Below are 22,831 nucleotides of genomic sequence, written 5' to 3' on the forward strand. Positions count from 1 at the left end.
CCGAAGCAGCGAGGCGGCCGGGGGCATGAGCGAGGGCACTGCACTCACGACCAAGGACATCCCCGGCACGGTCCTGTCCATCGACGCGATGGGCGGGGACCACGGCCCGTCCGTCGTCATCGCCGGCATGGCCAGATCGGCCGCGAAAAATCCCGCCCTGCGCTTCATCGTGCATGGCGACCGTCCGCAGCTCGAGCGCTTGATCGAGCGGCGGCGCGGACTGGGCGAGCGGTGCGAGATCCGCCATGCCGCGGGTGTCGTGACGATGGACGCCAAACCCTCCCACGTGATGCGCCACGGCAAGGACACCTCCATGTGGTCCTGCATCGAGGCCGTCCGCTCGGGCGAGGCGCAGGCCGCCGTCAGCTGCGGCAACACCGGCGCGCTCATGGCGCTGTCGATGGTGCGGCTGCGCAAGGTCGAGGGCGTGAACCGCCCGGCCATCGCCTGTCTCTGGCCGTCGCGCAACCCGCAGGGGTTCAACGTAATGCTCGACGTGGGCGCGGATATCCGCGCCGACGCCGAGGATCTGCTGCAATACGCGCTGATGGGCGCAAGCTATGCGCGCAACGGGCTGGACCTGAAGCGGCCGCGTGTCGGGCTGCTGAATGTCGGCACCGAAGAGCACAAGGGCCGCGCCGAGCTGAAGCTCGCCTCGGAGCTGATCGAGCGTGTCAGCCAGGCCGCGGATTTCGACTTCGTGGGCTTCGTGGAGGGCGGCGACCTGCCCTCAACGAAGGTCGACGTGATCGTCACCGACGGGTTCACCGGCAATGTCGCGCTGAAAACCGGCGAGGGCACCGCCAAGCTGATCGGCGAGCGGATGCGCGAGGCGTTCCGCAAGACGCCGTTCTCGCGCATTGCGGCGCTGCTGGCCTACACCTCGTTGCGGCGGTTGACCAAGGGGATCGACCCGCGCCGCGTGAACGGGGGCGTGTTCCTGGGTTTGAACGGAACCATCGTGAAATCGCACGGATCGGCGGATGAAACCGGTGTGTCCGCGGCGATCAAGCTGGCCGCGCGATTGGCGGCGGCGGGCCTGAGCGTCAGGCTTGCCGCGCGGATCGCCGAGGCCGAACAAGCCGCGGCAGCGGCGATGCAGGCAGAGGCAGGGCGCACATGATCCGGGCAGTTCCAATCGGTATCGGTCACTACCTGCCCGAGCGCGTCGTCGAGAACGCCGAGTTCGAAGCGACGCTCGACACCTCCGACGAATGGATTCGCGCCCGCTCGGGCATCGAGCGCCGCCATTTCGCCGCAGAAGGCGAGACGACAAGCCAGATGGCCGTCGCCGCCGCGCAGGCCGCGCTGAAGATGGCGGGGCTGACCGCGGCCGATATCGACGCGATCGTCGTGGCCACCTCGACGCCCGACCTCACCTTTCCCTCGGCGGCCACGATGGTGCAGGCGGGGCTCGGGATGGAGGGGGGATTCGCTTTCGACGTGCAGGCGGTCTGCGCCGGCTTCGTCTATGCGCTGGCCAATGCCAATGCGCTGGTCGTCTCGGGCCAGGCGCGGCGCGTGCTGGTGATCGGGGCGGAAACCTTCAGCCGGATCATGGACTGGACCGACCGCGGCACCTGCGTTCTGTTCGGCGACGGCGCGGGCGCGCTGATCCTCGAGGGCCGCGAAGAGGCGGGCACGCCCGCGGATCGCGGCATCCTTGCGACCGACCTGCATTCCGACGGGCGATACCGCGACCTGCTCTACGTCGACGGCGGCGTCTCGTCCTCGCAGACCACCGGCGTCTTGCGCATGGAGGGCCGCGAGGTCTTTCGCCATGCCGTTGAAAAGCTTGCAGAAACCGCCCATGCCGCGCTTGAGAAGGCGGGGCTTGGCGCGGCGGATGTCGACTGGGTCGTGCCGCATCAGGCCAACCTCAGGATCATCACCCGTACCGCTCAGAAGATGGGCGTGGACATGGATCGCGTCGTCGTGACCGTGCAGGATCACGGCAATACCTCGGCCGCGTCGATCCCGCTGGCGCTGTCGGTGGGGGTGGCGCGGGGCCAGATCAAACCAGGTGACCTGCTGGTGGCCGAGGCGATCGGCGGCGGGCTTGCCTGGGGGTCGGTGGTGATGCGCTGGTAGGCGCGGCCCTGCCCCCTTTCGGCGCGGAAGCGCCGGGGTCCAAGTCTCTCGATTGACTTGAGAAATTCCTTCGACCATCTTGTGCGCACTCTAGGGGGACGGAACAGATGTCGAACAAGACGCTGACACGGATGGACCTGTCCGAAGCGGTATTCCGCGAGGTCGGCCTGTCGCGCAACGAAAGCGCGCAACTGGTGGAACGAGTGCTGGAACTGATGTCCGACGCATTGGTCGAGGGCGAACAGGTCAAGGTGTCGTCCTTCGGCACCTTCTCGGTGCGGTCCAAGACCGCGCGGGTGGGGCGCAACCCGAAGACCGGCGAAGAGGTGCCGATCAGCCCGCGGCGCGTGCTGACCTTCCGGCCTTCGCACCTGATGAAGGACCGAGTCGCGGCGGGCAACCGCGGCTGAAGCTGCGCCGCGCGGCGGCGACTGTCGCGCGGTGTGTTGAGTGGGGTATCGAGCAAAGGCGGGGCAAACCGGCCATGTCGAAATCGACGCAAGCGTTCCGAACGATCCGCGAGGTCGCGGATTGGCTCGACGTGGCGGCTCATGTGCTCCGCTTCTGGGAATCGAAGTTTCCGCAGATCAAGCCGGTGAAACGCGCCGGGGGACGCCGCTACTACAGGCCCGCCGACATGGAACTGGTGGGCGGAATCAAGGTGCTGTTGCATGACCGCGGCCTGACCATCCGCGGGGTTCAGAAGATGATCCGGGAAGAGGGTGTGGCCGCCGTCGCCGCCCTGTCGCCGCCCGTGGAAATCGGCGACCAGGCGGTGATGGATCTGGACCTCGAGCTGGACCCGGACCTCGATGCCGATCAGGAGATGGACCTCGACGCGGATCTCGAGACGGACATCGAAACGGACGCTGCCGAATGGCCGGAAGACCCGGAAGACGCAGATGCGGCGGAGGAGGCGGCCGCGGGACAGATCGTCGCGGAAGAGGCACAGGATGCACCGGCGCAGCCGCCCGAGGATGCCCCGGTTGACGCCGCAGTCGATGACGCGAGCGACGAGATCGCCCCGCCCCCCGCCGAAGAGCCGTCGGACGGACACGCACCCGCAGCCGTTGATATCGCAGCCATCGTGTCGCCCCCTGCCCCGGTGCCGGACGCCGCCCCTGCCCCGGTGCCGGACGCCGCCCCTGCCACGGGCGAGGCCGCGACGCCGGCGGGCGACCCCCTCGCCGAAGATGGCGAGCCGCCAAGGTTTTCAGACATGCTCGTGCGGCTTCACGCGCGGATCACGCAGGCCTCGCCCCTGCCCCACCCCGTCTTGGCGCAGCTGAGGGCGGAGCTTGGCGCGCTGCGCGACGGGCTTGCGAAAAATCCGTCCTCCTGACCCCTTGCGCCCCCCGGCAAAATGAGTAGAAGGGCCGAACGTCGGGCTATGGCGCAGCCTGGTAGCGCGTCCGTCTGGGGGACGGAAGGTCGCAGGTTCAAGTCCTGCTAGCCCGACCAAAATATCCCGCTTGCCAGCGGGCCGCGAAAACCGCCTTGCGCCCCCGGCGCGGGCGGTTTTTTCTTGGCCGGGACAAAGGGGGGCCTGCGATGACCGATCAAAGCCAAGGGGTGCTGCCCGATCACGCCATCGCCGCGATGATCGCCGCAGGCCGCATCACCTGCGACGCGCCCGATGCGGGGCAGGTGCAGCCCGCCAGCCTCGATCTGCGGCTTGGCACCGTGGCCTACCGCGTGCGCGCCTCGTTCCTGTCGGGCAAGGGCCGCAAGGTCGAAGACCGCATCGCCGAGTTCGAGATGCACCGGATGGACCTGACCCATGGGGCGGTGCTGGAAAAGGGCTGCGTCTATGTCGTGCCGCTGTTGGAGGCGCTGGACCTGCCCGCCGATGTCACCGCGGTGTGCAACGCCAAAAGCTCGACCGGCAGGGTCGATTGCCTGACCCGCGTCATCGCCGATGGCGGCACGGAATTCGACCGGATACCAGCCGGTTACACCGGCCCGCTTTATGCCGAGATCTGCCCGCGCTCCTTCTCGGTCAAGGTCGCGCCGGGGCTGCGGCTGAACCAGATCCGTTTTCGCCGCGGGCAGGCCGTGCTGTCGGATGCCGAGCTTGCCGCCCGCCATGCCGAAACCCCGCTGGTCGACGGGCTGCCCGTGATCGACGAGGGGCTGGGCTTCTCGGTGGATCTCACGCCGACGGACACCGGCATCGTCGGCTATCGCGCCAAGCCGCATACCGGCGTCATCGACCTGACCAGGATCGCGGCGCATGAGGTTTCGGACTTCTGGGAGGAGGTCCGCAGCGAGAAGGGCCGGATCATCCTCGACCCCGGCGCCTTCTACATCCTCGTCAGCCGCGAGGCGGTGACGATCCCGCCCGACTGCGCCGCCGAGATGTCGCCCTACCTTGCGATGGTGGGCGAGTTCCGGGTGCATTACGCAGGCTTCTTCGACCCCGGTTTCGGCCATGGCGTGCCCGCGCGCGGCGTGCTCGAGGTGCGCTGCCACGAAGCGCCCTTCGTGCTGGAACACGGGCAGGTCGTGGGGCGGCTGGTCTACGAGCGCATGGCAGGCCCGCCCGAGACGCTCTATGGTGCCGGGATCGCCTCGAACTACCAGGGGCAGGGCCTGAAGCTCTCCAAGCATTTCAAGGCGTAGCGCGCGGCCTCAGCCCGCCGACAGGCGCGAGTAATACATCATCCCGTGCCCGGTCATGGCCTTGGAGACCCCGGCCCAGATCGGCGCGAAGGCCAGCCAGTCGGTCCGCGCGCCTTCGGCGATCTGGCGCAGGCTGCGCCGCCCGTCGATGCCCGCGAAGGCGCGCACGGCCAGCGCGGGCACCGGGATCTCGAAGCGCTCGCCCTCGTGGGTCAGGGGGATGACGCCGTGTTTCGCCAGATGCTGCGCCAGCTGCGGCCCGGTCACGCCCTTGAGATGCGGCACCGCCTCGGGGGTGGGCGTGGCCACCCTGCCCTCCACGTCCTTCGCGGCATAAAGGACATGCGTGCGGATGGTGCCGCGCAGCGCCTCGGCCAGGTTCATCTGCGCGCGCGCATCCAGCCCCTGCAGCAGCCGCTTGTCGCCGAGGATCGGCAGCGGGTCGTAGAGATGCACCTGCGGGCTGCCCGTCATGGCCAGCCCCGCGCGGTCGAGCGTCTCGAGCAGCTCGCCGATGCGGTAGGGGCGGTCCTGGCTGTGCAACAGCAGGTCGTAGAAGCCCGCGTCGCTCGCCTTGTGGTCGGAGAGTTGCAGGTTGCGCTTGAACGGGTGGCCGTCGGGTATGCGCTCGAAGATCGCCTTGGCCCGGCGCAGCCGGTCGCGTGGGCTGCCGGTCAGCGCGGTGCCGAAGGCCTCCTGCAGGGGGTAGACGCCCGACCGCCCGAAGGGCGCGTAGACCATCAGCCCGATGCCCCCGCCGGGCGCCAGCGCGGCGGAGAGCGCGTCGAAACCCGCCTGCGGGTCGGGCAGGTGATGCAGCACGCCGCAGCAGTCGATGTAGTCGAAGGGGCCGAGGCCGGGTGCCTCGAGCAGGGATCGCGTGTGGAAGGTGATCCCCGTCAGCCCCCGCGCCGCCGCCCGTGCCTCGGCCACCTGCCGGGCGGCGGTGGAGAGGTCGAGATAGGTGATCTCGTAAGGCTTGCCCGCGCTGGTCAGAACCTGCGCCAGCTGGATCAGCGCATCGCCCGTGCCGCCGCCCGCCACCAGCGCGCGCAGCGGCTGCGACCAGTCGCGCTTTCCGCCGAAGAGGTAATGGTCGATCTCGAGCGGATGCGAGGGGGAGCCGGTGATCAGGCGCTTGCCCTCCTCCGCCGGGTCGCGTTCGGGGTAGGGAAAGGCCTCGTATTGCTCGGTCACGCGGCTCATGTGACGGTCTCCCGCTCGGGCAAGCTTGCGCGCCACGCCTCGGGGAGCGCGGCGAGCGGAACGACATATGTATGAATGGTAAATGCCACGGCATCGGTTGAGGCAAGCCGGACAAGGCATTGTTTTTCCGACCTGAGATAGCGCCCCGCATCGGCTGCCTCGCGGCGCGGCGCGGCCTCGGGGCGGGGTTGGTGCAGCGCGGGATCGGCATAGACCAGCGCGTTCTGCCGCCAAAGCGGCCGGCCGGGCCGGATCGCGTCGAAGAGGCGCTGCACCCGCCGGGCCATGCCTGTGTCGTAGACATCGACGGGGCCGTGAATGCCAGTCAGAGGACGGCCGATCTTTTCGGCCAGCGTCCAGCTTGCCGGAAAGCACAGGACCGCGCCGGTCAGCACGTGTTCGCCCCCCGGCCCCGGCTTCAGAAGGCACAGATCCTCCTGCACCAGCCGCGCGGCGGTGACCAGCGGCGGCTCGGCCTCCAGCGCCACGCGGACGCCATCGGGGCGCTGCACCACGCCGCCCTCGCGGACGTAGCCCGGCCCGAGATGCTCCAGCACCAGCGCCAGCAATTCCGAGGCGGCCTGCTCGGCCCCCGGCGTCATCGCGTAAACGGCCCCACGCCGCTCGGAGAGCAGCGCGTCGCGCAGCGCCATCTGCCCGGCGAAGGCCTCGTCCACAACGAGCCAGTCGGCCATCTCCAGCGGCTGCACCCCCGGCAGGCGCGCCATCGCGGGTTCGCGCCAGGGCGCGACGGGCAGATGTGTCTGAAGAACATGATCCATTTGCGACCGTCCCCATGCCGGTATCGGGCGCGCGCGGCCCCTGCCCTGCGGGTCACGCTGACCCCGAGACAGTGCTGGGAGGACAGCGCCCGTGAACAAAGCCTATCGCCGCGCAGAGCGCAAGATCGACCCGACCCGCGATGTCCTGCTGCCCGACGGCACGCTGAACGACATGGACCGGATCGAGATCGGGCCGACGCAACTGGCCTATGCCGAATGGGCGGCGGCGGGGCTGACCCTGCCGGATCTGCCGACGGTTCGCCGCTACCGGCTGCAGCGCCTTGTCGATGCGCTGGCCGCGCGCGACTGGGGCGGCGTGCTGATGTTCGACCCGCTCAACATCCGCTACGCGACCGATTCGACGAACATGCAGCTGTGGAACACGCATAACCCGTTCCGGGCCTGCCTCGTTTGTGCGGATGGGCACATGGTCTTGTGGGATTACAAGAATTCCCCCTTCCTCGCCGATCACAACCCGCTGGTGGCCGAGGTCCGCTCGGGCGCGTCGATGTTCTATTTCTCGACCGGCGACCGCGGGGCCGAGGCCGCGCGCGATTTCGCAGGGCAAGTGGCCGAGGTGATGGCCGCCCATGCGGGCACGAACCGGCGGCTGGGCGTCGACAAGATCATGCTCACGGGCGCGCGCGCGCTGGAGGCCGCGGGGTTCACGCTGGAAGAGGGCGAAGAGCTGACCGAGCGGGCGCGCTCGGTGAAATGCGCCGACGAGATCCTCGCCATGCGCTGCGCCGTCCATGCCTGCGAGACCGCGCTGAAGGCGATGGAGGACGCCATCGCGCCGGGCAAGTCCGAGGACGAGATCTGGGCCGTGCTGCATGCCGAGAACATCAAGCGCGGCGGCGAATGGATCGAGACGCGGCTGTTCGCCAGCGGCCCCCGCACGAACCCGTGGTTCCAGGAATGCGGCCCCCGCGTGGTGCAGGAGAACGAGATCTGCGCGCTGGATACCGATCTTGTCGGCTGCTACGGCCTTTGCGTCGATATCAGCCGCACCTGGTGGACCGGCCCCGATGCGCCGCGCCCCGACATGGTGGCCGCGATGCGCCATGCACATGAGCATATCACGACGAACATGGATCTGCTCGCCCCCGGCGTGCCCTTCCGCGACCTTGTCTTCAAGGGCCACCAGCTCGACGCGATCTACGACAAGCGCAAGTATTCCTGCCGCTTCCACGGTGTCGGCCTGTGTGACGAGTGGCCGCTGATCGCCTACTCCGACGGCTATGTCGAAGGGGCCTTCGAGGCCGTGCTGGAACCCGGCATGATGCTCTGTGTCGAGGCGCTGGTGGGGGCCGAGGACGGCGATTTCTGCATCAAGCTGGAAGACCAGGTGCTGATCACCGAGGACGGCTACGAGAACCTGACGCGCTACCCGTTCGACGCGGCGCTGATGGGTTGGTGACGCGGGGCCGCCCCTACCGGGCGGCGTCCAGCGGCAGAAGCGGCGAGGATTTAATCTCCTCCATGCTCAGAAGGGCAGTGACGTTGTAGATCTTCACCTCGGAAATCAGCGCCTGGTAAAAGGCGTCATAGGCGCGCGCGTTGGGGACGCGGACCTTGAGGATATAGTCGATCTCGCCCGCCAGCCTGTGCGCCTCCAGCACCTCGGGGCGCGCCTTGAGGGCGGCGAGGAATTTCCGCTGCCAGTCGGCTTCGTGTTCCGCAGTTCGGATCAGGACGAAGAAACAGGCCTCGAACCCCAGTTTCTCGGCGTCGAGCAGAACGGTCTGCCGCCCGATCACGCCCGCCTCCTTCAGCTTGCGAATCCGGGTCCAGACCGGGGTCTTGGAGGAGCCCACGACCCTTGCGATCTCGTCGAGCGAGCGCGAGGCGTCTTCCTGCAGGGCGGCGAGGATCTTCCGGTCGAGGGCGTCGATCTGGACGGACATTCGGGGGCCTCCGGCGATGGGGAACGGCAGTTGGGCATTACCGCGATCTAACGAACGCATGTTCCTATCTGCAAGCAGATACTGCCGATTGAAGGGAAATTATTCTATGTAAAGGGCGAACCCGCCGAACAGGATGTCGCCCGTCATGGACCATTTCCCGATCTTCCTCGCCGTCGAAGGCCGCCGCATCGTCGTCTCGGGCGGGGGCGAGGCGGCGCTGGCCAAGCTGCGCCTTTTGCTGAAGACCACGGCGCGGATCACCGTCTTCGCCGCCGCGCCGGAGGCCGCCCTGCGCGCGCTGGCCGCGGAGGGGCGGATCACGCTGGTCACCCGCGCCCTAGCCCCCGGTGACGCGCTCTGCGCGGCGCTGTTCTACGCGGCCAATGATGACGCCGCGGAGGATGCCCGCGTCACGCGGCTGGCCCGCGCGGACGGGGCGCTGACCAACTGGGTCGACAATCTGGAAGCCAGCCAGTTCATCACGCCCGCCATCGTGGACCGCGACCCGGTCACGGTCGCCATCGGCACCGAGGGCGCAGCCCCGGTGCTGGCCCGCGCGATCAAGGCGGATCTGGAGGCACGGCTACCCGCCTCGCTCGGCCTGCTGGCGCGGATCGGCAAGGGCTTCCGCCGCGCCGCCGAGGCGCTGCCGATGGGCCGCAAGCGGCGGGAGTTCTGGTTCGAGTATTACTTCAAGACTGGCCCGCAAGCACTTGAAAAAGATGGACTCGACGGGATCGGGCCAGCGCTTGACGCGCTACTTGCCCGCCACCTGTCCGAGGCCCCGCGCAAGGGCCGCGTAGACCTCGTCGGCGCAGGCCCCGGCGACCCGGAGCTTCTGACGCTGCGCGCCCGCAAGCTCTTGGACGAGGCCGATGTCGTGATCCACGACCGGCTCGTCTCGCCCGCGATCCTCGAGCTGGCGCGCCGCGAGGCGGTGATGATCGACGCGGGCAAAAAGGGCTTCGGCCCCGCCATGGCGCAGGACGACATCTGCGCGCTGATGGTCGAGCACGCCGCCGCGGGCGCGCATGTCGTCCGCCTGAAGGGCGGTGATCCGGGCGTCTTCGGCCGGCTCGACGAAGAGGTCGAGGCGCTGGAGGCCGCGGACCTCGACTGGGCCGTGACCCCCGGCATCACCGCGGCAAGTGCGGCCACCGCCCAGATCGGCCAGAGCCTGACCAAGCGCGACCGCAACAGCGCCGCGCGGCTGCTGACGGGGCATGACATGCAGGGCTTCGCCGAACAGGATTGGCGCGGGCTGGCCCGCCCCGGACAGGTCGCCGCGATCTACATGGGCCTGAAGGGCGCGCGCTTCATCCAGGGCCGGTTGATGATGCACGGCGCGCGCGCCGACACGCCCGTGACCGCCGTCGAGAACGCCAGCCGCTCTGATGCGCGGACCATCGCCACCACGCTGGGCCGGCTTGCCGCCGACCTCGAGGCCGCGGCGCTCACCGGCCCGGCCGTGCTGCTCTACGGGCTTGCGCCCCGCGCCGCCGCCCACGCCCTTCCCCGCCTGACCGAGGAGCTTGCCTGACATGCCCCGCCCGTTTTCCCCCAAGGTTCTGACCGCGAACGCCCTTCTGGAGGGCGATGTCGTCTACATGACCGCCGATGGCGCATGGACGCGCCACCATGCCGAGGCCGAGCTGATCGAGGACGAAGCCACCGCCGAGCTGCGCCTTCTGGATGCCGAGGCCCGCGGGCACGAGGTGGTGGGTGCCTATCTCGCCGATGCAACGCCCGGCCCCCACGGCCCCGAGCCCGTGCATTTCCGCGAGGCGTTTCGCACCCGCGGCCCGTCCAACTACCACCACGGCAAGCAGGAGCGCGCCTGATGTACCGCTATTCCGAGTTCGACGAGGCCTTCGTCCGCAATCGCGTGGCCCAGTTCCGCGCGCAGGTCGCGCGCCGGATCGACGGCTCGCTGACCGAGGATGAATTCAAGCCGCTGCGCCTGATGAACGGGCTGTATCTGCAGCTGCATGCCTACATGCTGCGCGTGGCGATCCCCTATGGCACGCTGAACGGGGCGCAGATGCGCCAGCTCGCCATGATCGCCGACCGCTGGGACAAGGGCTACGGCCATTTCACCACGCGACAGAACATCCAGTTCAACTGGCCCGCCCTGCGTGATGTGCCCGACATGCTGGATGCGCTGGCCGATGTGGGGATGCATGCGATCCAGACCTCCGGCAACACGATCCGCAACGTGACGGCGGACCATTTCGCGGGCGCCGCCGAGGACGAGGTGATGGACCCCCGCCCGGTGGCCGAGCTGATCCGGCAATGGTCGACCGACCACCCCGAGTTCCAGTTCCTGCCGCGCAAGTTCAAGGTGGCGGTGACGGGCAGCCCGATGGACCGCGCGGTGACGGCGGCCCATGACATCGGGCTGCGGCTGGTGGCGAAGGAGACAGGCGTAGGCGTCAAGGTGCTGGTGGGCGGCGGCCTCGGCCGGACGCCGATGATCGGCAAGGTGTTGAAATCCTTCGTGCCCCTGCCTGACCTGTTGCCCTATCTCGAGGCGGTCGTGGCGGTCTACAACCTGCTGGGGCGGCGCGACAACAAGTACAAGGCGCGCATCAAGATCACCGTCCATGAGACCGGGATCGAGGAAATCAGGCGGCTGGTGGAGGAGGAATTCGCGGCCCGCAAGCCCCTGTTCAAAGGGGCCGATCAACGGATGCTGGCCGAGATCACGGCGCAATTCGCAGCGCCCGCCTTCAACGCGGAGGGCTCTGGCGATTACGAGACATGGCGGCAGGCCGATGCGGTCTTCCGTGCCTTCACCGACACCAATGTCGCGCGCCACCGGCACCCCGATTACGCGATCCTGACGGTCAGCCTCAAGGCGCATGGGGCGACGCCGGGCGATGCGACTTCGGACCAGATGCGGGTTCTGGCGGAGCTTGCCGAACGCTACGCCCATGACGAGCTGCGTATTTCCCATGAGCAGAACGTGATCCTGCCGCATCTGCCCAAGCGGCACCTGAAAGCGGTTCACGAGGCGCTGTCGGCGGCCGGGCTGGCCGTGGCGAATGTCGGCCTTGCCTCCGACATCATCGCCTGCCCCGGCATGGATTACTGCGCGCTGGCGACCGCGCGCTCGATCCCCGTGGCGCAGGAGCTGGCGACGCGCTTCGAGGCGATGCGGATCGAGCACGAGATCGGGCCCTTGAAGATCAAGATCTCGGGCTGCATCAATGCCTGCGGGCATCACCACGTGGGGCATATCGGCATCCTCGGCCTCGACCGGGCGGGGGTTGAAAGCTACCAGATCACGCTGGGCGGCGACGGTGGCCCCGATGCCGTGATCGGCGAGCGGACCGGCCCCGGATTCGCCTATGACCAGATCGTGCCCGCGATCGAGCGTATCCTTCTGGCCTATCTCGACCTGCGCGAGGGGCCGGGGGAAACCTTCCTCGACGCCTATCGGCGCGTCGGTCTCGGCCCGTTCAAATCGGCGCTTTACGAGGATGGGGAGGCGCGGGCCGATGCGGCCTGACCCTCGCCCCTTTCCCTCGGTCGCAGCGCGGGTGGCGGCGCTGAACGCGCGCTACCGGCACCACTCGGCGATCTCGGTGCTGGAACATGCGCTGACCGACAGCGACACGGGTCGCGTGGCGATGGTGTCGAGCTTCGGGGCGGAATCGGTGGCGCTGTTGCACATGGTGGCGCTGGTGGACCGGGCGACGCCGGTTCTGTTCATCGACACCGAGATGCTGTTTCCCGAAACGCTGGCCTACCAGCGCGAGGTGGCGGACTGGTTGGGCCTGCGCGACCTGCGGGTGATCCGGGCGAGCCGGACGCGGATGGCGGCGCGCGACCCCGAGGGGCTGTTGCACCAGAGCGACCCCGACGCCTGCTGCGCGCTGCGCAAGACCGAGCCGCTGGAGCATGCGCTGGCGCCATTCGATGCCTGGATCACGGGGCGCAAACGCTTCCAGTCGGGCAGCCGCGCGGCGCTGGAATTCTTCGAGGCCGAGGGTGCCGACCGGATCAAGATCAACCCGCTCGCCCATTGGGCGCGCGAGGATGTGGCGGACTACATGGTCAACAACCGCCTGCCGCGGCACCCGCTGGTGGCGAAAGGGTATCCCTCGATCGGTTGCGCGCCCTGCACCACGCCGGTGGCCGCGGGCGAGGACCCGCGGGCGGGCCGCTGGCGCGGGTCGGAAAAGGAGGAATGCGGCATCCATTTCGTGGATGGGCGCATGGTGCGGGGCCCGGTCCGGCAGGCGTCCTGAGGGGCGGCAGAGGTCGGGATTTCCGTATTTTCGGGAAGATGAAGGGGTGCGGTGGCGCGCGTTAACCTTAATGGAGTGTGAAGGATGCAACAGGCAGAAGACCGCGTGGTGATCATGCGTGACGACGGGTTCGTTCCCGAGGACTGGACCGCGCCCTTGGCCCCCATGGCCGAGGCCGCGGCCGCGTCGGGCATCGAGCTGGATCCCGGCGATGATCTTGCGGCGCTCGGACCGCAGCTCGACCGGCTGCAGATGATCCGGGTGCGCTTCGGGTCCTTCGCGGACGGGCGGGGCTTCACCGTGGCGCGGCGGCTGCGCGCGATGGGCTATGCCGGGCGGCTGCGCGCCGCGGGGCCTGTGCTGGCCGACCAGTATGCCATGGCCCGCCGCGCGGGCTTCGACGAGGTGGAGGTCGCCCCCCGGATCGCCGCCCGCCAACCCGAGGCGCAGTGGCTGGCCCGCGCCGATTGGCGCGCGGGCGACCATCAATCGCGGCTGCGCGGCTGACGCGCGGCTTCCCCTGACCTGGATCAAGGCTTAAGGAGGTGGGGTCGGCTAGACCGGCCCCGACATGGACATGACCGAGTTGAGACCCGTGAAAGACACCGACGCCGCCCCCGCCAAGGCCACCCCCACCCTGCCCGACGCGCAGAAAGTGACCGAGGTGGAGCATTACACCGACCGGCTGTTCCGGTTCCGCTGCACGCGGCCGCCGTCGCTGCGGTTCCGGTCCGGCGAGTTCGTGATGATCGGCCTGATGGGCGACCCGGACCCGGCGACCGGCAAGCAGAAGCCGCTGTTGCGCGCCTATTCCATCGCCTCGCCCGCCTGGGATGACGAGCTGGAGTTCTACTCGATCAAGGTGCCGGACGGGCCTCTGACCTCGAAGCTGCAGCACATCCAGCCGGGCGACGAGATCATCCTGCGCCCCAAGCCGGTCGGCACGCTGGTGCATGATGCGCTGCTGCCGGGCAAGCGGATCTGGTTTTTCGCCACGGGGACGGGGTTCGCGCCCTTCGCCTCGCTGCTGCGCGATCCGCAGACCTACAGCGATTACGACGAGGTCATCATCACCCACACCTGCCGCGAGGTCGGAGAGCTGACCTATGGCGCGCGGCTGATCGAGAGCATCCGCGAGGATGAATTGCTGGCCGAGTTGATCGGCGAGGGGTTCGCCGACAAGCTGCGCTACTACCCCACCACGACCCGCGAAGAGAGCCCCAAGATGGGCCGCATCACCGACCTGATGCGCTCGGGCGAGGTGTTTGCGGACCTCGGCGTGGCCCCGCTGGCGCCCGAGACGGACCGCGCGATGGTCTGCGGGAACCTGGCCTTCAACCTCGAGATCAAGGAGATGCTCGAAGGGTATGGCCTGCGCGAGGGGGCGAATTCGAAACCCGCGGAATACGTGGTCGAAAAGGCCTTTCTCGACTGATCCCCCCAAGACTTCGGGGCAAGAAAAAGCCCCCCGCGGCATGTGGCTGCGGGGGGCTTTTCCGTGTCAGGAGGGCCGGATCACTCGGCGATGCCGAGCGCCGTGCGCGCCTGCTGCAGGGCGGCTGCGAGCAACTCGGGGTTGTCGCGCGCATTGGCCAGCGCCGTGGTCAGCGCGCCGCGGGCGAGCGGCGACAGGTCGGAGGCCTCGAGCGCCGCGATGGCGCGGTCGTAGTCGAACCCTTCGGCGGTGAAGATCTCGGCCAGGGCCGCGTCCCCTGCTTCCTCGGCGGCGACCACGGTTTCAGCGACGGCCGCGTCGGTGGCGGCCTCGGCGGCTTCCGTTGCGGTCTCGGTGGCCTCGGTCGCGGTCCCGGCGGCCTCGGTCGCCGCTTCGGTCACGGTCTCTGTCACAGTGTCAGCGGTCTCGGTCGCGCTTTCGATGGCGGTGCCGGTGGCCTCTGCGGCCGTTTCGGCAGCCTCTTCAGCCACGGCGGAGGCTGCATCGCCCGCTTCCTCGGCGGTGCCGAGCGCCTCGTCGACCGCGCCCTGAACCGTCTCGGCCGCCTCCTGCGCCGTGGTCTGGGCGGCCTCCATGACCTCCTCGACCGCGCCTTCGACGGCGGCTTCGGCCTCGGAGAGGGCCTGCTCGACGGTGTCTTCAACCGTGGCGGTCGCGTCCTCGACGATGGCCGCAGCCTCTTCGGTCGCTGCTTCGGTGGCCTCTTCAGCGGTCTCTACCGCCTCCTCGGCGGCCTCGGTCGTGTCTTCGGCGACCGTGCCCGCCTCTTCCTCCAGCTCGGTGGTGTCGGGCGCGCCCTGAAGCAAGAAATACCCGCCGCCGCCGATGGCCGCGAGAAGTGCAATGATAATCAATACCCGGTTCATGGGTCCCCCGTTGGGTTGGTGTTGTGCGCGGCACATATGCCCACCACTCGACCAACGCAATGCTGCACGGCAGCATGGCGCGCGAAAGCGGCGGTCCGCCGCCCAAATCGCCTTGAAAGACGGGCCCGGCGCGGGTAATGTGCCGCTTCGGAACCGGCTACTTCAGGAGGCCCCCATAGCCCGCAGACCCCATAATGCGCCGCCGACACGCGATACCGGCCCGCGCATCAATGACCGCATCCGTGCCCCCGAGATCCGCCTGATCGGCGCCGAGGGCGAAAACGTCGGGGTCGTGACCCCGGCCCGCGCGCTCGCCATGGCCGAGGAGGCCGGGCTTGATCTTGTCGAGATTTCGCCGAACGCCGAACCGCCGGTGTGCAAGATCATGGACTTCGGCAAGTTCAAATACGAACAGCAGAAGCGCGAAAGCGAGGCCCGCAAGAAGCAGAAGATCATCGAGGTCAAGGAGGTCAAGTTCCGTCCGAACACGGACACCCATGACTACGAGGTCAAGATGCGCAACGTGACCAAGTTCCTCGAGAACGGGGACAAGGTGAAGGTCACCCTGCGTTTCCGCGGGCGCGAGATGGCACACCAGAACCTTGGCCGCGAGCTGCTGGAGCGGGTGGCCACCGATGTCGAGGGGCTCGGCAAGGTCGAGAACATGCCCAAGATGGAAGGCCGCCAGATGGTCATGATGATCGGCCCGAGCAAGTAAGCGCCTGCCTGCATCACGAGAAGTCGGGCGCGTCCGCAGGGCGCGCCTTTTTTCATGCAGGATTGCCGGGCAAGCGGCCCGCGCGCTATGCTTGCCGCATGGTGCGCCTCCTTTCCCTTACGCTCTGTGCCATGGCGCTTGTCCTGCTGCACAGCCCCGCCGCGGCAGGTGGGCCGGAGGACGGGTTCGGCATGGATATCGGCGGCGTGGCCCGGATGGGCCTTTCCTCGGCCGTGACGCCGTCGGGGGAGCGCCGGACCGAGCTGATCCATGATCTCGACCTGAGCCTTCGGGTCAGCCGCACCACCGATTTCGGGCTCACGGTGGCGCTGGAATTCGACCTCGACCACCTGCTCGACGGCTCGGACACCTGGCCGCCGCAACGCGAGCGCCCCCTGGCCGAGTAAGCCCCGCCCGCTCCTGTGGCCCGCGCGCCGCGGTCGGCGTGTGTGGCGTGGCACGCCCGTGACTTGTCTTGAACCGCCCCGAAGCATGCGGCATCATCCTGACATGTCGCGTATCAGTTTCATCCTGTTCCCCGGTTTCCCGATGCTCGCCTATGCGCTTGCGCGCGAGGCGCTGGACATCGCCAATCACATGGCGAACGAGACCCTCTTCACCGTCGAGACCCGCGTGCCGGGCCATGCGGATGCGCGGGCGTCCAATGGTGCGGTGATGTCGCCCGACCGCCGCGATTGGGACGGGGCCGAGGAGGTGGATCTTGCCCTCGTGATCTGCGGCGAGGATGTGCCGCGGCGCATTCCCAACGGATTCCAGGGCTTCCTGTCGCGCGTCGACCAGGGCGGCGGACGGCTGGGCGGCATCGACGGCGGCACCGTGATCCTTGCCCGGATCGGTCATCTCGACAACCGGCGGGCCGTGGTCCAGGAAAACGACGACGGCCCCTTTCCCGACATCCTGTTGAGCGACCGGCCCCATATCCTCGATGATCGCAGGCTGACGGTGGCCGGTGGCGTTGCGGTGGGCGATGCGATCTGCGCCTGGATCACCGAAATTGCGGGCTCGGCCCTCGCCGACGAGGTGGCGCGCGCCCTCGGCAGTGGCCGCCTGCCCGATCCGACCGGCCCCGTCGCGGACCCCGACAGCCCGGCGGACCCCGTCATCGCCGAGATGGAGGCGAAGATGCGCGCGCATCTGGCCGATCCGCTGCCGCTGGCGGAGCTGGCCGAAAGCATGGGCCTCAGCCGCAAGGCGCTGCGCGGGCGCTGCATCCGGGCGACCGGCATGAAACCGTCGGATTTCTACCTGAGCCTGCGCCTGCGCCACGGGGCGGAGTTGCTGCGCAACACGGCGATGCCGATTTCCGAGATCGCCACCGCGTCGGGCTTCGAGACGCTGGCGGGGTTCTCGCGCTCGGTGCGCAACAACCTCGGCGTCAGCCCCTCGGCGGTGCGCAAGATGGCGCGCGCCGCGCGCAAGGTTGCGAAATACGCCTGATCCGATGGCCCGGACATGAAAAAGCGCCGGGTCGCCCCGGCGCTTTCATCGTTCTTGCGGCCCGGTTCAGCCCGCAGCGGCCACCGCGCGGCCGGTCATCACCTTGACCAGGTGGGCGCGGTAATCGCCCGATCCGTGCAGGTCGCTGATCATGTCGCCCGCAGGGGCCGACAGCCCCTCGACCGCGGCCTTGGAGAAATCGGCCGACAGTGCCGCCTCGGCCTCGGCCCAGCGGAACACGCCGTTCGACGAGGCCCCGGTCACCGCGACCCGCACGCCATCGGCGAATTTCGCAACGAAAACGCCCACCAGCGCGAAGCGCGAGGCCGGTTGGACGAATTTCTGGTAATTCGCCTTTTCCGGCACGGGGAAGCGCACCTCGGTGATGATCTCGCCTTCCTCCAGTGCGGTTTCGAACATGCCCTGGAAATAGTCGTCGGCCGCGATGTCGCGCGTGTTGGTCTTGATCGTGGCCCCCGAGCCGAGCGCCGCGGCCGGGTAGCAGGCCGAGGGGTCGTTGTTGGCCAGCGAGCCCCCGATGGTGCCGCGGCTGCGCACCGCCGGATCGCCGATCCGGTTCGCCAGCGCGGCCAGCGCAGGATACTGCGCTTGCGCTTCACGCGCGACGGTGGCGTGCGGCGTGGCCCCCCCGATGCAGACCTCGCCCGCGTCGTTGACGCAGACGCCGATCATCTCGGAGATGCCGTTGAGGCTGACCAGCGTGGCCGGCGCCGCCAGCCGCTGTTTCATGGTGGGCAACAGCGTCTGCCCCCCGCCAAGCGCCTGCGCCTCGTCATGGCCGAGCGCCTCGACGGCCTCGGCAATGCTGGAGGGTTTGGCGAATTCGAAGTTGTACATGGGCTTTCCCTTCCCTCAGCCGTTCATCGCCGACCAGACGCGCGCGGGCGTCAGCGGCATGTCGATATGGGTCACGTGAGCGTAACCGCCCCGCTGCAGCGCGTCGACCACGGCATTCACCACCGCGGGCGGCGAGCCGATGGCCCCGGCCTCGCCGCAGCCCTTCACCCCAAGCGGGTTGTGCGTGCAGGGCGTGACGCTGGAGTGATCCACCTTGTAGAACGGCAGGTCATCGGCGCGCGGCATGGCGTAATCCATGTAGCTCGCCGACAGAAGCTGCCCGTTCTCGTCATAGGCGACGTTTTCCAGAAGCGCCTGCCCGATGCCTTGCGCCAGTCCGCCATGGACCTGGCCCGAGACGATCATCGGGTTGACGATGTTGCCGAAATCATCGGCCGCGGCAAAGCCCATGACCTGCACCTTGCCCGTCTCGGGGTCGACCTCGACCTCGCAGGCATAGGCGCCCGACGGGTAGGTGAAGTTGTTGGGATCGTAGAAGGCGGTTTCCTCGAGCCCCGGCTCGATCTCGTCGAGCGGGTAGTTGTGGGGCACGTAGGCCGCCAGCGTGACATCGCCCCAGGCGACCGACTTGTCGGTGCCCGCGACGCTGAACTGGCCGTCCTTCAGCTCGATGTCGCCCTCGGAGGCTTCCATCAGGTGCGCCGCGATCTTCTTGGCCTTGGCGATGATCTTCTCGGTCGCCCGCACCATGGCCGAGCCGCCGACCGCCAGCGAGCGCGAGCCATAGGTGCCCATGCCCATCGGCGTGTTGGCGGTGTCGCCATGGACGATCTCGACCATGTTCTCGGGAATGCCGATCATGTCGGCCACGACCTGCGCGAAAGAGGTCTCGTGCCCCTGCCCGTGGCTGTGGCTGCCGGTCATCACGACAAGCCCGCCGGTGGCGTTCACCCGGACGGTGGCGGACTCGTAGAGACCCGCCCGCGCGCCCAGCTGCCCCACCAGGGCCGAAGGCGCGATGCCGCAGGCCTCGATGTAGCAGTTGATGCCGAGCCCGCGCAGCTTGCCGGCCTTGCGCGAGGCCTCGGCCCGCGCCTCGAAGCCGTCGCGGTCGATCATCTCGAGCAGCTTGTCCATCGTCGCGTTGTAATCCCCGGTGTCGTATTCGACCGCCACCGGCGTGGCATAGGGGAACTGCGTGATGAAGTTCTGCCGCCGCAGCGCGACGGGGTCCGCGCCCACCTCGCGCGCGGCCTTGTCGATCAGCCGCTCGAGCTGATAGGTCGCCTCGGGCCGCCCTGCCCCGCGATAGGCGTCGACCGGCACGGTGTTGGTGAAGACCGCCTTCACGTTCACCTGGACCGCGGGCGTCTTGTAGTTGCCCGCCATCAGCGTGCCGTGCAGGTAGGTCGGGATCGAGGGCGCAAAGGTCGACAGATACGCCCCCATGTTGGCCAGCGTGTCGGTCCTGACCCCGAGGAAGTTGTTCTCGGCATCCATCGCCAGCTGGATCGTGGTGATGTGGTCACGTCCATGGGCGTCCGAGATGAAGGCCTCGGACCGGGTCGAGGTCCATTTCACCGGCCGCCGCAGCTGCTTGGCGGCAAAGGTGCAGAACGCCTCTTCGGCGTAGTGGTAGATCTTCGAGCCGAAGCCGCCGCCCACGTCGGGCGCGATCACGCGCAGCTTGTGCTCGGGGATTCCCAGCACGAAGGCCCCCATCAGAAGGCGGATCACATGCGGGTTCTGGCTGGTGGTGTAGAGCGTGCTTTCGTCGCTCGCCCAGCTGTAATCGCCCACCGCGACGCGCGGCTCCATCGCGTTGGGGCTGAGGCGGTTGTTAGTCAGCTCCAGCGTGGTCACATGCGCGGCCTTGGAAAACGCCTCGTCGATGGCGGCGTCATCCGAGCCGAAGACCCAGTCGTAGCACAGGTTGCCGTCCAGCTCGTCATGCACCTTGGCCGAGCCGTCGGCCAGCGCCTTGCGCATGTCGACCACCGCCGGAAGCTCCTCGATGTCGAGCACGACGGCCTCGGCCGCCGAGCGCGCCTGCGCCGCGGTTTCGGCGACGACGCCCACGATCGGGTCGCCCACATGGCGCACCTTGCCCTGCGCCAGCACCGGGTGCGGCGGCTCGCGCATCGGGTTGCCCTCGCGGTCGGTCACCTGCCAGCCGCAGGGGATGCCGCCCACGCCTTCGAAATCCGCGCCGGTGAAGATCCGGATGACGCCCGGCATCTTCTCGGCCTCGGAGGTGTCGATGCCGTTGATCCTCCCATGCGCCACGTCCGAGCGCAGGAAATGGACAAAGGCCTGTCCCTGAAGATTGATGTCGTCCGTGTAGCGCCCGCGTCCCGTCAGGAACCGCAGATCCTCGCGCCGCTTGCTGCTGGCGCCGATACCATGATCCGTCGGCATGGTCGTCCTCCCTTGGATGTCGCCCCCCGGCCCGCCACCATAGGGGGCCTCGGGGTCGGGGCCTGTCTCGTAGCCCCTTCATCTTTCCCGAAATACGCCTGGCCGGCCCGCCTCCTCCGCGGCCCGGCCAGGGATCATTCCGCCGCGATGGCCGACACGTCCTGACCGCTTGCGGCCATGATCGCCTTGACGATGTTGTGATAGCCGGTGCAGCGGCAGATGTTGCCCTCGAGATACTCGCGGATCTCGTGCTCGGAGGGCTTGGGGTTTTCCTTGAGAAGGGCTGCCGCCGACATCACCATGCCCGGCGTGCAGAAGCCGCATTGCAGGCCGTGATGGTCCTGGAACGCCTGCTGGATGGTCGACAGCGAGCCGTCGGGATTCGCCATCCCCTCGATCGTGACCACCTCGGCCCCGTCCAGATCGGCCGCCAGCGCCGTGCAGCTCTTGATGGCGGTGCCGTTCACATGCACCACGCAGGCCCCGCACTGGCTGGTGTCGCAGCCTACGTGGGTGCCGGTCAACCGCAGCCCCTCGCGCAGGAATTCGGCAAGCAGCGTGCGACCTTCCACGTCGCCGGAAACGGGTTTGCCGTTCACGGTCATCGTCACCTGGGTCATTCAGTCCTCCCTTGGTTATGGGCTTATCCAATCACCAATTCGGGGAAAGGCAAACGGAAAATTTGCGCAAGGCAGGCTCAGGCCGGGCAGGCTCAGGCCGGGCGCGCCCGGTCCCGCGGCTGGGGCCGCGTGGGGATCTCCTTGAGCAAACCGCCCACGCCCATCGCGGCGATATCCTCCGCGCTCACCGTGACGCCGCAGGCCAGGCGCTCCAGCACCCAATCCGCCCCGTTCAGCGCCGGCGAGCGCGCGCAGCCCGGAAGGCCGATGACAGGCCGCCCGCCCTGTTGCCCCAGAACCAGCAGGTTGCCCGGATCGACCGGCATCCCGAAGCGGATCACCTCGCCGCCCGCCGCCCGCAGCCCCGCGGGCACCACGTCGTCGATGTCCGAGGTGGCCGAACCGGTCAGGATCAGCACCATCCCCGCGCGGCTGTCGCGGATCGCCGACGCGACCGCCTCGGCCCGGTGCGCGACCACCCGCGTCGCGCCCAGCGCGATGCCCAGCCGCGTCACCCGATCCCGGACGGCGCGCAGCGCCCGCTCCTCGGCCGCGGCCGCGCCGGGCGCGGTTTCGGTCACGATCAGGTCGGCCATCTCCACCACCGGCGGCAACCGCCGCATCGCCGCGGCCCCCGCCGCGCAGGCCGCGGCCAGCGCAGCCGCGCGGACCGCGTAGGAGATGATCTTGACCGTCCCCACCATCGTGCCCTCGGTCACCCGCTGCCAGGCGGGCACGGTGGCCAGCGTGATCATCGGATCGACCGCGTTCAGCCGTCCGATGGCCGCCGCATCCAGCGCCACCACCCCCGGCCCGGTGGCGCGGATGTTCACCCGCCCCGTGAACGGCGCCTCCAGCCGCAGCCCCGCGGCCTCCGGCTCGGGCACCAGCGCGCGCGCCAGCTGCAGGGCGGCGGCATCCTCGGCGACATCGCCCGGCTCCAGCCGCGCCACGATCACCTCCGACAGGCCCGCCGCCGCGAGCGCGGCGAGATCCCCGTCGCGCAGCACATGGCCCTTCTTCAGCCTGCCCCCCGGCACGGGCACGGCATGGGCAAGGACGGCGCCCGCGGCCGCGTCCAGCGGAACCGGTCCGAACCTCATCCCTTGCGCAGCCTCTGCGTGACCTCGGCCAGCACCGACACGGCGATCTCCGCAGGCCCCCGCGCCCCGATGTCGAGGCCCACGGGCGCATGGATGCGCGCGATCTGCCCGGGCGGGAAGCCCGCCTCCTCGAGGCGCGCCACGCGCTTGGCATGGGTCCGACCGGAGCCCAGGCACCCGAGGTAGAACACATCCGAGCCCAGCGCCGCCCGGATCGCTGGATCGTCGAGCTTGGGATCATGGGTCAGCGTCACGACCGCGGTGCGCGCATCCGGCCCGAGCCGGGCCAGCGCCTCGTCCGGCCAATCGTCGAGGATCTCGACGCCGGGAAACCGCGCCGCCGCCCCGAAGGCGGGGCGCGGGTCGATCACCGTCACGTCATGGCCCGCGATCCGCGCCATCGGCACCAGCGCCTGCGCGATATGGACGGCCCCCACGATCACCATCCTGAGCGGCGGGTTGTGGACATGCACGAAGCTGCGCCCGTCCTCCTCAACGCCCGAGCGGTCCAT

The 22,831-nt window shown here is 68.9% G+C and carries 24 protein-coding genes and 1 tRNA gene; 16 read left to right on the forward strand and 9 right to left on the reverse strand.

What is annotated here, in order from left to right:
* Nucleotides 1–25: 25 nt before the first annotated feature.
* From plsX to QQK83_RS09695, 6 genes are all read left to right on the forward strand, one after another.
* The gene (plsX, locus tag QQK83_RS09670; protein WP_284263715.1) at nt 26–1,123 is read left to right on the forward strand and encodes a phosphate acyltransferase PlsX; all 1,098 of its coding nucleotides are present in this window, start codon (nt 26–28) and stop codon (nt 1,121–1,123) included.
* Nucleotides 1,120–2,091, forward strand: a complete 972-nt coding sequence (locus QQK83_RS09675) for a beta-ketoacyl-ACP synthase III (protein ID WP_284263717.1) — start codon at nt 1,120–1,122, stop codon at nt 2,089–2,091. Before plsX ends, QQK83_RS09675 begins: the two co-directional genes overlap by 4 nt.
* Nucleotides 2,092–2,198: 107 nt before the next feature.
* Nucleotides 2,199–2,501, forward strand: coding sequence for an integration host factor subunit alpha (gene ihfA / locus QQK83_RS09680; protein WP_284263719.1), 303 nt, complete (start codon nt 2,199–2,201; stop codon nt 2,499–2,501).
* A gap of 74 nt (nt 2,502–2,575) precedes the next feature.
* Complete coding sequence (locus tag QQK83_RS09685; RefSeq protein WP_284263720.1) at nt 2,576–3,433, forward strand: MerR family transcriptional regulator; 858 nt, start codon at nt 2,576–2,578, stop codon at nt 3,431–3,433.
* A 42-nt stretch (nt 3,434–3,475) separates the two neighbouring features.
* Nucleotides 3,476–3,552 (forward strand) — tRNA-Pro (locus QQK83_RS09690).
* A 90-nt stretch (nt 3,553–3,642) separates the two neighbouring features.
* On the forward strand, nt 3,643–4,713 hold the full coding sequence (locus tag QQK83_RS09695; RefSeq protein ID WP_284263722.1) for a 2'-deoxycytidine 5'-triphosphate deaminase: 1,071 nt from the start codon (nt 3,643–3,645) through the stop codon (nt 4,711–4,713).
* Nucleotides 4,714–4,722: 9 nt separating this feature from the next.
* Here QQK83_RS09695 and QQK83_RS09700 read toward each other — a convergent pair whose 3' ends face one another.
* Nucleotides 4,723–5,919 (reverse strand): class I SAM-dependent methyltransferase, encoded by a 1,197-nt coding sequence (locus QQK83_RS09700; RefSeq protein ID WP_284263724.1) that lies wholly within the window; start codon nt 5,917–5,919, stop codon nt 4,723–4,725.
* Nucleotides 5,916–6,701, reverse strand: coding sequence for a heme-dependent oxidative N-demethylase family protein (locus QQK83_RS09705; protein ID WP_284263725.1), 786 nt, complete (start codon nt 6,699–6,701; stop codon nt 5,916–5,918). The genes QQK83_RS09700 and QQK83_RS09705 overlap by 4 nt, the downstream gene beginning before the upstream one ends.
* A 91-nt stretch (nt 6,702–6,792) precedes the next feature.
* Here QQK83_RS09705 and dddP point away from each other — a divergent pair, with 91 nt between their 5' ends.
* On the forward strand, nt 6,793–8,121 hold the full coding sequence (dddP, locus tag QQK83_RS09710; RefSeq protein ID WP_284263726.1) for a dimethylsulfonioproprionate lyase DddP: 1,329 nt from the start codon (nt 6,793–6,795) through the stop codon (nt 8,119–8,121).
* Nucleotides 8,122–8,134: 13 nt separating this feature from the next.
* Here the strand turns inward: dddP and QQK83_RS09715 are convergent, their stop codons facing one another.
* Nucleotides 8,135–8,608, reverse strand: coding sequence for an Lrp/AsnC family transcriptional regulator (locus QQK83_RS09715; protein WP_284263727.1), 474 nt, complete (start codon nt 8,606–8,608; stop codon nt 8,135–8,137).
* 145 nt (nt 8,609–8,753) lie between these two features.
* Here QQK83_RS09715 and cysG point away from each other — a divergent pair, with 145 nt between their 5' ends.
* From cysG to QQK83_RS09745, 6 genes are all read left to right on the forward strand, one after another.
* On the forward strand, nt 8,754–10,148 hold the full coding sequence (gene cysG / locus QQK83_RS09720; protein WP_284263729.1) for a siroheme synthase CysG: 1,395 nt from the start codon (nt 8,754–8,756) through the stop codon (nt 10,146–10,148).
* 1 nt (nt 10,149) lies between these two features.
* The gene (locus tag QQK83_RS09725; RefSeq protein WP_284263730.1) at nt 10,150–10,449 is read left to right on the forward strand and encodes a DUF2849 domain-containing protein; all 300 of its coding nucleotides are present in this window, start codon (nt 10,150–10,152) and stop codon (nt 10,447–10,449) included.
* Nucleotides 10,449–12,119, forward strand: a complete 1,671-nt coding sequence (locus QQK83_RS09730) for a nitrite/sulfite reductase (RefSeq protein ID WP_284263731.1) — start codon at nt 10,449–10,451, stop codon at nt 12,117–12,119. Before QQK83_RS09725 ends, QQK83_RS09730 begins: the two co-directional genes overlap by 1 nt.
* Complete coding sequence (locus tag QQK83_RS09735) at nt 12,109–12,861, forward strand: phosphoadenylyl-sulfate reductase (RefSeq protein WP_284263732.1); 753 nt, start codon at nt 12,109–12,111, stop codon at nt 12,859–12,861. Before QQK83_RS09730 ends, QQK83_RS09735 begins: the two co-directional genes overlap by 11 nt.
* A gap of 84 nt (nt 12,862–12,945) precedes the next feature.
* Complete coding sequence (locus QQK83_RS09740; RefSeq protein WP_284263733.1) at nt 12,946–13,368, forward strand: DUF934 domain-containing protein; 423 nt, start codon at nt 12,946–12,948, stop codon at nt 13,366–13,368.
* 70 nt (nt 13,369–13,438) lie between these two features.
* On the forward strand, nt 13,439–14,296 hold the full coding sequence (locus QQK83_RS09745) for a ferredoxin--NADP reductase (protein WP_284263734.1): 858 nt from the start codon (nt 13,439–13,441) through the stop codon (nt 14,294–14,296).
* An 80-nt stretch (nt 14,297–14,376) separates the two neighbouring features.
* On the opposite strand, the gene QQK83_RS09750 is transcribed toward QQK83_RS09745, so the two are convergent.
* The gene (locus QQK83_RS09750) at nt 14,377–15,183 is read right to left on the reverse strand and encodes a translation initiation factor 3 (RefSeq protein WP_284263735.1); all 807 of its coding nucleotides are present in this window, start codon (nt 15,181–15,183) and stop codon (nt 14,377–14,379) included.
* A 112-nt stretch (nt 15,184–15,295) separates the two neighbouring features.
* Between QQK83_RS09750 and infC the strand changes: the two genes are divergently transcribed.
* From infC to QQK83_RS09765, 3 genes are all read left to right on the forward strand, one after another.
* Entirely contained in the window at nt 15,296–15,901 is a 606-nt protein-coding gene (gene infC, locus QQK83_RS09755) for a translation initiation factor IF-3 (RefSeq protein ID WP_284263736.1), read from the forward strand.
* A 98-nt stretch (nt 15,902–15,999) separates the two neighbouring features.
* Nucleotides 16,000–16,308, forward strand: coding sequence for a porin family protein (locus tag QQK83_RS09760; RefSeq protein WP_284263737.1), 309 nt, complete (start codon nt 16,000–16,002; stop codon nt 16,306–16,308).
* A 103-nt stretch (nt 16,309–16,411) separates the two neighbouring features.
* Entirely contained in the window at nt 16,412–17,359 is a 948-nt protein-coding gene (locus QQK83_RS09765; RefSeq protein ID WP_284263738.1) for a GlxA family transcriptional regulator, read from the forward strand.
* Nucleotides 17,360–17,425: 66 nt separating this feature from the next.
* Here QQK83_RS09765 and QQK83_RS09770 read toward each other — a convergent pair whose 3' ends face one another.
* The 5 genes from QQK83_RS09770 to QQK83_RS09790 form a co-directional block, all read right to left on the reverse strand.
* Nucleotides 17,426–18,217, reverse strand: coding sequence for an FAD binding domain-containing protein (locus QQK83_RS09770; RefSeq protein WP_284263739.1), 792 nt, complete (start codon nt 18,215–18,217; stop codon nt 17,426–17,428).
* 15 nt (nt 18,218–18,232) lie between these two features.
* Nucleotides 18,233–20,596, reverse strand: coding sequence for a xanthine dehydrogenase family protein molybdopterin-binding subunit (locus tag QQK83_RS09775; RefSeq protein WP_284263740.1), 2,364 nt, complete (start codon nt 20,594–20,596; stop codon nt 18,233–18,235).
* Nucleotides 20,597–20,730: 134 nt separating this feature from the next.
* Nucleotides 20,731–21,216 carry a (2Fe-2S)-binding protein gene (locus QQK83_RS09780; protein WP_284263741.1) on the reverse strand — a complete coding sequence of 162 codons (486 nt, stop codon included), beginning with the start codon at nt 21,214–21,216 and terminating at the stop codon, nt 20,731–20,733.
* 92 nt (nt 21,217–21,308) lie between these two features.
* Nucleotides 21,309–22,319 (reverse strand): molybdopterin-binding protein, encoded by a 1,011-nt coding sequence (locus tag QQK83_RS09785; protein ID WP_284263742.1) that lies wholly within the window; start codon nt 22,317–22,319, stop codon nt 21,309–21,311.
* A partial coding sequence (locus QQK83_RS09790) for an XdhC family protein (RefSeq protein ID WP_284263744.1) occupies nt 22,316–22,831 on the reverse strand: 516 nt, incomplete at its 5' end. The genes QQK83_RS09785 and QQK83_RS09790, both read right to left, overlap by 4 nt.

Origin of the sequence: Roseicyclus amphidinii (assembly GCF_030163755.1) — a bacterium.
Taxonomy (GTDB): Bacteria; Pseudomonadota; Alphaproteobacteria; order Rhodobacterales; family Rhodobacteraceae; genus Roseicyclus; species Roseicyclus amphidinii.